Here is a 6,191-nt window from a genome sequence, read left to right as displayed (position 1 = left end):
CGCCGCACCCACGGCCATGATGCCTGCCAGCAACCAGTGGCTGCGCTTTCCGGTGGAGCGGGGAGAGGGCGTGTCGGGCATGGTGTGAAAGGTTCTTGAGGCTGCGGGCACGATAACCCAGCGGCGAAGGTGGTACGTTACAAAATGACGACGGCTGCAAAGGGGATGCAGCAGCAGACTCACCGGAGGGTGAGCCGCTTGCCTGGCCCCGTTTTGCGTCCGTTAAGAAAAGGATCGCGGTGACAAATTTGCAAATGCTGCTGGACGGCCTGGGGGCCGCGCCAGCCTGTCTGGTGACCGTGGAGTCTACCCAAGGGTCCGTGCCCCGGGAGCGCGGCGCCTGGATGGCGGTATTTGCCGACCAGCTGGTGGGCACCATCGGCGGCGGGCATCTGGAGCTGCAGACGATTGCCGAGGCGCGCCGCCGCCTGGCGGGCGGGCCGGTGACGGCGCTTGGGCCGATGCGGTTTGCGCTGGGCCCGGCGCTGGGCCAGTGCTGCGGCGGGGTGGTGCACCTGGGGTTTGAGCTGCTTACGGCGCAAGACGCCCCGGGGCTGGCCCAGCGCCTCACACCCAACGTGCACCCGGTGGCCCTGTTTGGTGGCGGGCATGTGGGCCACGCGCTGGCCCGCGTGCTGGCGCCACTGCCCTTTGCCCTGACCTGGATCGACAGCCGGGATGGCATCTTCCCGCCCGACCCGCCGGAGGGCGTGGTCTGCGAACACTCGGAGCCGGTGCAATTGGCCGTGCCCCGCCTGGCACCCGGCAGCCGCGTGCTGATCATGAGCTTCAGCCACGCCGAAGACCTGGACGTGGTGGCCGCCTGCCTGCGCCGCCAGCGCGAGCAGGGCGACCTGCCGTTCATCGGGCTGATCGGCAGCCAAACCAAGTGGGCCACCTTCAGCAACCGCCTGCATGGGCGCGGGTTCGCGCCCGAGGAGCTGGCGCAGGTGACCTGCCCCATCGGCATTCCCGGCATCGGGGGCAAGGAGCCCGAGGTGATTGCCGTGGCCGTGGCAGCGCAGTTGCTGCAGACGCTACCGCCCATGCCAAAGGCCGGGAAATGAGGGTAACTCCGGCCCCGAATGCCCCAGGTTGGGGCTGGAATCGGGAACAATTCCTGCATACACTTTGACGTACCGGTCGCAGCGGTGCCCCGGCCAGCAACCCAATGGCCAAGGTGCGCGACCTCAATGTCTGCTCAGAGCGCCCGCAGTGGTGAGCAGGTTTGCTGTTTGGCGCTAACGCGCCATCAAGGTTGAGATATGGAAAGCTACTTTCTCGACTGGGCCAACCTGCTTTTGCGCTGGGTCCATGTCATTACGGCCATCGCCTGGATCGGCTCGTCGTTCTATTTCGTTTTTCTGGACAGCAGCCTCACGCCGCCCGAGGACGAAGACCTCAAGAAACAAGGCGTGAGCGGCGAGCTCTGGGCCGTGCACGGCGGCGGGTTTTACCACCCCGTCAAGTTCGCGGTGTCGCCGCCGCAGTTGCCCAAACACCTGCACTGGTTCTTCTGGGAGAGCTACAGCACCTGGATCAGCGGGTTTGCGCTGTTCACCGTGTCCTACCTCTACAGCGCCAGTACCTACCTCATCGACAAGTCGCGCATGGACTGGGCGCCCGCCACGGCCATCATGGTGGCGCTGGGCTTCTTTGTGGTGTTCTGGCTGCTGTACGACGCCATCTGCCGCATCTTCGGCCAGCGCAAGAACGGCGACGCCATTGTGGGCGCGCTGGTGCTGGTGCTGGTGTGCGTGGCCTCGTGGCTGGCCTGCCACTGGTTTGCGGGCCGCGCGGCCTTCCTGCTGGTGGGGGCGATGATCGCCACATCCATGAGCGCCAACGTGTTCTTCTGGATCATCCCTGGCCAGCGCACGGTCATCAGCCAGATCAAGGTTGGCCAGCCCGTGGACCCGATCCACGGCAAGCGCGGCAAGCAGCGCAGCGTGCACAACACCTATTTCACGCTGCCGGTGCTGTTTGCCATGCTGAGCAACCACTACAGCTTCACCTGGAGCCACCCGCAAAACTGGCTGGTGCTGATCCTGATGATGTTCGCGGGCGCGGCCATCCGCCAGTTCTTCGTGATGCGCCACGGCTACAAGCTGGGCCGCAACGGCAACCCGCTGCCGTATGCGCTGGTGGGTGTGGCCGTGATCGTGGGCGCCATTGTGTGGATGCGCCCCGCACCGGTGGCCACCCCCGTGGTGAATGCTCCTGTTTCAGGAGCTGCCAGCGCAGATAAAAACGGCGCTAGCAGCCAAAATGACTTCAAGGCCGTGCAGGCGGTGCTGGAACAGCGCTGCTACATGTGCCACGGCGAGCAGGTGCAGATGAAGAACCTGCGGCTTGATTCGCCCGACAGCGTGAAGCAACACGCCCAGGCCATCTACCAGCAGGCCGTCGTGCAAAAGCTCATGCCCATGAACAACGCCACGGGCATCACCGATGCGGAGCGTGCGTTGATTGGGAAGTGGTTTGAGGCAGGGGCTGCAACGGGGCCTTGAATGTGTTGAGTGCCGCGGCAATCGGCCATAAGCAGTCGCTCACAGAATCGCCAGGAAGCGGACGTAGCTCGACGGAGCCTTAGGCTGTTTCGGCGCGCCTCTGATACTCTCCAATACCGATCCGGGGTACCGCTCTTAGAACCTCTGGCCGCGCTCGGTATAGGCGCCTGGCTTGAGCGGTGCTCTATGCGTGACTCAACCTTTGCTTGGCTTGTACTGGCGGCAAGCGTGGTCGCTGAAGTCGTTGGAACCATTGCACTCCGCTATGCGGATGGCTTCACACGTATTTTCCCTTCCGTCCTTTCAGGGCTTTGTTATTCCGCGGCTATCTGGCTTATGGCAATCGCCGTCCGGCATATGGAAGTCGGACTTACCTATGCGGTATGGGCGGGAAGCGGAACAGCTTTGACGGCGGTGCTCGGAATGCTCTGGTTTGGTGAGTCGGCGAGCTTCCTTCGACTGGCCGGTCTAAGCTTCATTGTTTTGGGCGTCATTGCTTTGAACTTGAGTGCCCGATAAGTCGTCGGACACGCATTTTCAAAGACTGATTCACGCTTCAGCGAACGGCTGCAAAGGGACCGAAGCGGACTTGTTTGCCTTAAGCCGAGCAGCGTCGAGGACCCAATGCTGGCAAGCCAGAACCCCGTTTTTGCGTCGATGTTGCGTCCTGGGTATGCGATCCAAACAGGCCCTACGCCGCCAGCACATCCTGCAGCGCCCGCGTGGCAGCCACCGCCCCCAGGCTGGATTCGGTGAAGCCGCCATGCAGCACCACCCCGGTTGATGCCTGCTTCGCCTCATGCTTGGCCACGGCGGCCAGGTTGGCCACTTCTTCGGCATGCCGAAAGCGCCCGGGCGTGATGCGCACGGCACCAATGGACAGCGTGGTGCACGGAAAGAACCGCTGCACGCCATGCCGGTCCTCGGCATGGATGCCGCCTGCCAGCCGTGCGCTGTCGTCAAACAGCGTGACGGCCTCACGTGCGAACTCGTCCACGATGTTCTTGCAGCGCTGCAGCCAGTTGCTGCTCTGGAAGATCAGCATGAAGTCGTCCCCGCCCACATGGCCCACAAAGTCGCTGCGTGCGTCGCAGTGTGCCGTGGCCAGGCGCGCCACCAGGCGGATCATCTGGTCGCCGCGCCAGTAGCCGTAGTGGTCGTTGAAGGGCTTGAAGTTGTTCAGGTCCGCATAGCAGGCCACGAACTCGGTGCCGCTTTCCAGCAAGCGCTGGATGTGCAGGCTGATGGGGATGTTGCCTGGCAAAAAGGTGAGCGGATTGGCGTGGCGCGCGGCCTCGATACGGGTCTCGGTCACGGCGCGCACCAGCTGGTCGCCGGTGCCCAGGCCCAGGTAGCGGCCGTTGTCGGTGACGATGTAGCCGTCGCTCAGGTAGCGCTGGTCCTGCGAGGTGAGGATGCCAACGAGCTGGTCCACATCGCAGTCCAGCTCGACCACGCGCGGCGCCAGGTTGGCAAACGCCAGGCAGGACTTGCGGCCATGCACCTCGCGGAAGTACGGCGTGGCGTAATGATTCATGAACTGCTGGCGGTTGATGAGGGCCACGGGGCGCAACCCGTCCACCACCGCCAGCGCGTGCAGGTCCGTGTGCTGGCGGAACAGGGCGGCCACGGCGTCGTTGTTGGTGGCGGGCGCTGCGGTGGGCGCCTGCACCACCAGCAGGCTGCGCAGGATGCCTGGGCGCGCGGTCTGCCCCAGGTGCGGCAGCACGGCCACGCGGCGATCGTGCATCACCTCCAGCGCCGCGTCGTCCACCGCCTCGCGCGGCGCCATGGCCGGGCGGCCCAGCAGCCAGCCCTGGCCCAGGGGGATGTCCAGGTCGCGCAGCGCGCGCAGGTCATCGCGGGTTTCGATGCCTTCGGCGATGAGCTGGGTGCCGAACACGTCGGCAATGCCCTTGATGGCCTGCAGCATCTGCAGGTTCTCGGGGTGGTCGCTGATGTCGCGGATGAAGTATTTGTCGATCTTCACGAAGTCGGGCTTCACCTCGGACCACAGCCTGAGGCTGGAGCGGCCATCACCAAAGTCGTCCAGCGCCAGCCGCGCGCCGCAGGCATGCACAGCCTTGATGGCCTGGCGCAGCTGGGGCATGTCGGTCACGCGTTCGTGTTCGGTGATCTCCAGCACCAGCATGCGAGCGCTCAGGCCCAGGCTGCGCACGGTGTTGCCCAGCTCGGTGGCGCCGATCAGCTGGACGCCATGCACCAGCGCATCGGCGCTGATGTTCACAAACAGCCGGCCCGGCGCGTCGTGGCGTCCCCATTGCTCCAGTGCGGTGTAAACGCACAGCAACTCAAAGTCCTGCAGGATGCCCTCGCGGCGGGCCAGCTCCAGCAGTTTGTCGGGGGTGTGCAAGGGGGTGTTCTGGGGGCCCCGGATTAGTGCCTCGTGCGCGTACACCTGGCCCTCGCGCAGGTCGGCCAGGGGCTGGAACACGCAGTACAGCCCGCCCTCGCGCATCAGCCGCGCCAGGGGGCCGGTGCCCTGGCGGGCGGCGGGCGATAGCAGCGCCATCATCGCCTCCAGTCGGCTCCATGGGGTGTTGTGCATGGCTGTTGTGGGTCCCTGAGCAAGGGTGCCGACGATACCGGTGGCGTGTGACAGGCTGGTTACAGCAACGTGACTGGTACTACCGCTGCACAATGCGCGGCATGCACCCAGAAACCCAGCCAGCCAGTCCCTCCCTGCCGGACTACCGCACCCATCCCCGCGCCTTTCTGAAGGCGCTGTTTGATGCCGCAGTGCACAGCGCACAACCCCTGCACGGCATGCGCCAGTGGCTGCCCCAGCCGCCCAGCCGCGAGAGCGGGGGGCGCACCCTGGTGCTGGGCGCGGGCAAGGCGGGGGGCGCCATGGCCCACGCATTGGAGGCCCTGTGGCCGCAGGACGCGCCCCTGTCGGGCCTTGTGGTCACCCGCTACGGGCATGTTCCGCCCCGGCCCGCGGGCGTGCCGCAGCGCATCGAGGTGGTGGAGGCCGCGCACCCCGTGCCCGATGCGGCGGGGCTGGCCGCGGCGCAGCGCATTCTCGATCTGACCCAGGGGCTGACGGAGCACGACCTGGTGCTGTGCCTGATCTCGGGCGGGGGCTCGTCCCTGCTGACCTTGCCCTGCGACGGGGTGACGCTGGAAGACAAGCAGCGCATCAACCGCGCCCTGCTCGACAGCGGCGCGCACATTGGCGAGATGAACTGCGTGCGCAAGCACCTCTCGCGCATCAAGGGCGGGCGCCTGGCGGCGGCCTGTGCGCCAGCGCGCGTGGTCACGCTCACCATCAGCGACGTGCCCGGCGACGACCCGTCAGTGATTGCCAGTGGCCCCACCGTGCCGGATGCGACCACCTGCGCTGATGCGCTGGCCATTCTGGCGCGCTATGGCATCGAGGTGCCCCCAGCCATCCGCACTGCGCTGGAGGCAGGCCGCCTGGAGACGCCCAAACCCGGCGACGACCGTTTTGCCGGGCATGCCGTGTATCTGATCGCCACGCCTCAGCAGGCGCTGGAGGCCGCGGCCGCGCTGGCCCGTTCAGCGGGGCTGCCTGCGCATGTGCTGTCGGATGAGATCGAGGGCGAGTCGCGCGAAGTGGGCAAGGTGCATGCGGCGCTGGCCCGCGCGGTGGCGCGGCGCGGCCAGCCGTTTGCGGCGCCGTGTGTGATCCTGTCG

General features: G+C 66.1%; 5 protein-coding genes. 4 read left to right on the top strand and 1 reads right to left on the bottom strand.

Annotation, left to right across the window (positions count from 1 at the left end):
* Positions 1–239: 239 nt before the first annotated feature.
* The 3 genes from xdhC (at position 240) to DBR23_RS00355 (ending at position 3,029) form a co-directional block, all read left to right on the top strand.
* Positions 240–1,067 (top strand): xanthine dehydrogenase accessory protein XdhC, encoded by an 828-nt coding sequence (xdhC, locus tag DBR23_RS00365; RefSeq protein WP_056060767.1) that lies wholly within the window; start codon positions 240–242, stop codon positions 1,065–1,067.
* Between the two features lie 198 nt (positions 1,068–1,265).
* Positions 1,266–2,510, top strand: a complete 1,245-nt coding sequence (locus DBR23_RS00360) for a urate hydroxylase PuuD (RefSeq protein ID WP_108496936.1) — start codon at positions 1,266–1,268, stop codon at positions 2,508–2,510.
* Between the two features lie 186 nt (positions 2,511–2,696).
* A complete protein-coding gene (locus tag DBR23_RS00355; RefSeq protein WP_108496935.1) occupies positions 2,697–3,029 on the top strand; it encodes a multidrug efflux SMR transporter in 333 nt (110 codons plus the stop codon).
* A gap of 172 nt (positions 3,030–3,201) precedes the next feature.
* On the opposite strand, the gene DBR23_RS00350 is transcribed toward DBR23_RS00355, so the two are convergent.
* Positions 3,202–5,079: a phosphodiesterase gene (locus DBR23_RS00350; protein WP_233250196.1), complete on the bottom strand. Its 1,878-nt coding sequence runs from the start codon at positions 5,077–5,079 to the stop codon at positions 3,202–3,204.
* A 101-nt stretch (positions 5,080–5,180) separates the two neighbouring features.
* On the opposite strand from DBR23_RS00350, the gene DBR23_RS00345 reads away from it, so the two are divergent.
* Positions 5,181–6,191 (top strand): glycerate kinase (locus DBR23_RS00345; protein ID WP_108496937.1); only part of this gene is annotated, 1,011 nt, incomplete at its 3' end.

The organism is Acidovorax sp. HMWF018 (assembly GCF_003061035.1).
Taxonomy (GTDB): domain Bacteria; phylum Pseudomonadota; class Gammaproteobacteria; order Burkholderiales; family Burkholderiaceae_C; genus Acidovorax; species Acidovorax delafieldii.
The sequence above is the reverse complement of the archived record's forward strand: the minus strand, read 5'-3'. Positions and strand labels throughout refer to the sequence as shown.

Coding starts and splice junctions, on each gene's coding strand:
- DBR23_RS00355 (WP_108496935.1), top strand. CDS start 2,697: ATGCGTGACTCAACCTTTGCTTGGCTTGTACTGGCGGCAAGCGTGGTC.
- DBR23_RS00360 (WP_108496936.1), top strand. CDS start 1,266: ATGGAAAGCTACTTTCTCGACTGGGCCAACCTGCTTTTGCGCTGGGTC.
- DBR23_RS00350 (WP_233250196.1), bottom strand. CDS start 5,079: ATGCACAACACCCCATGGAGCCGACTGGAGGCGATGATGGCGCTGCTA.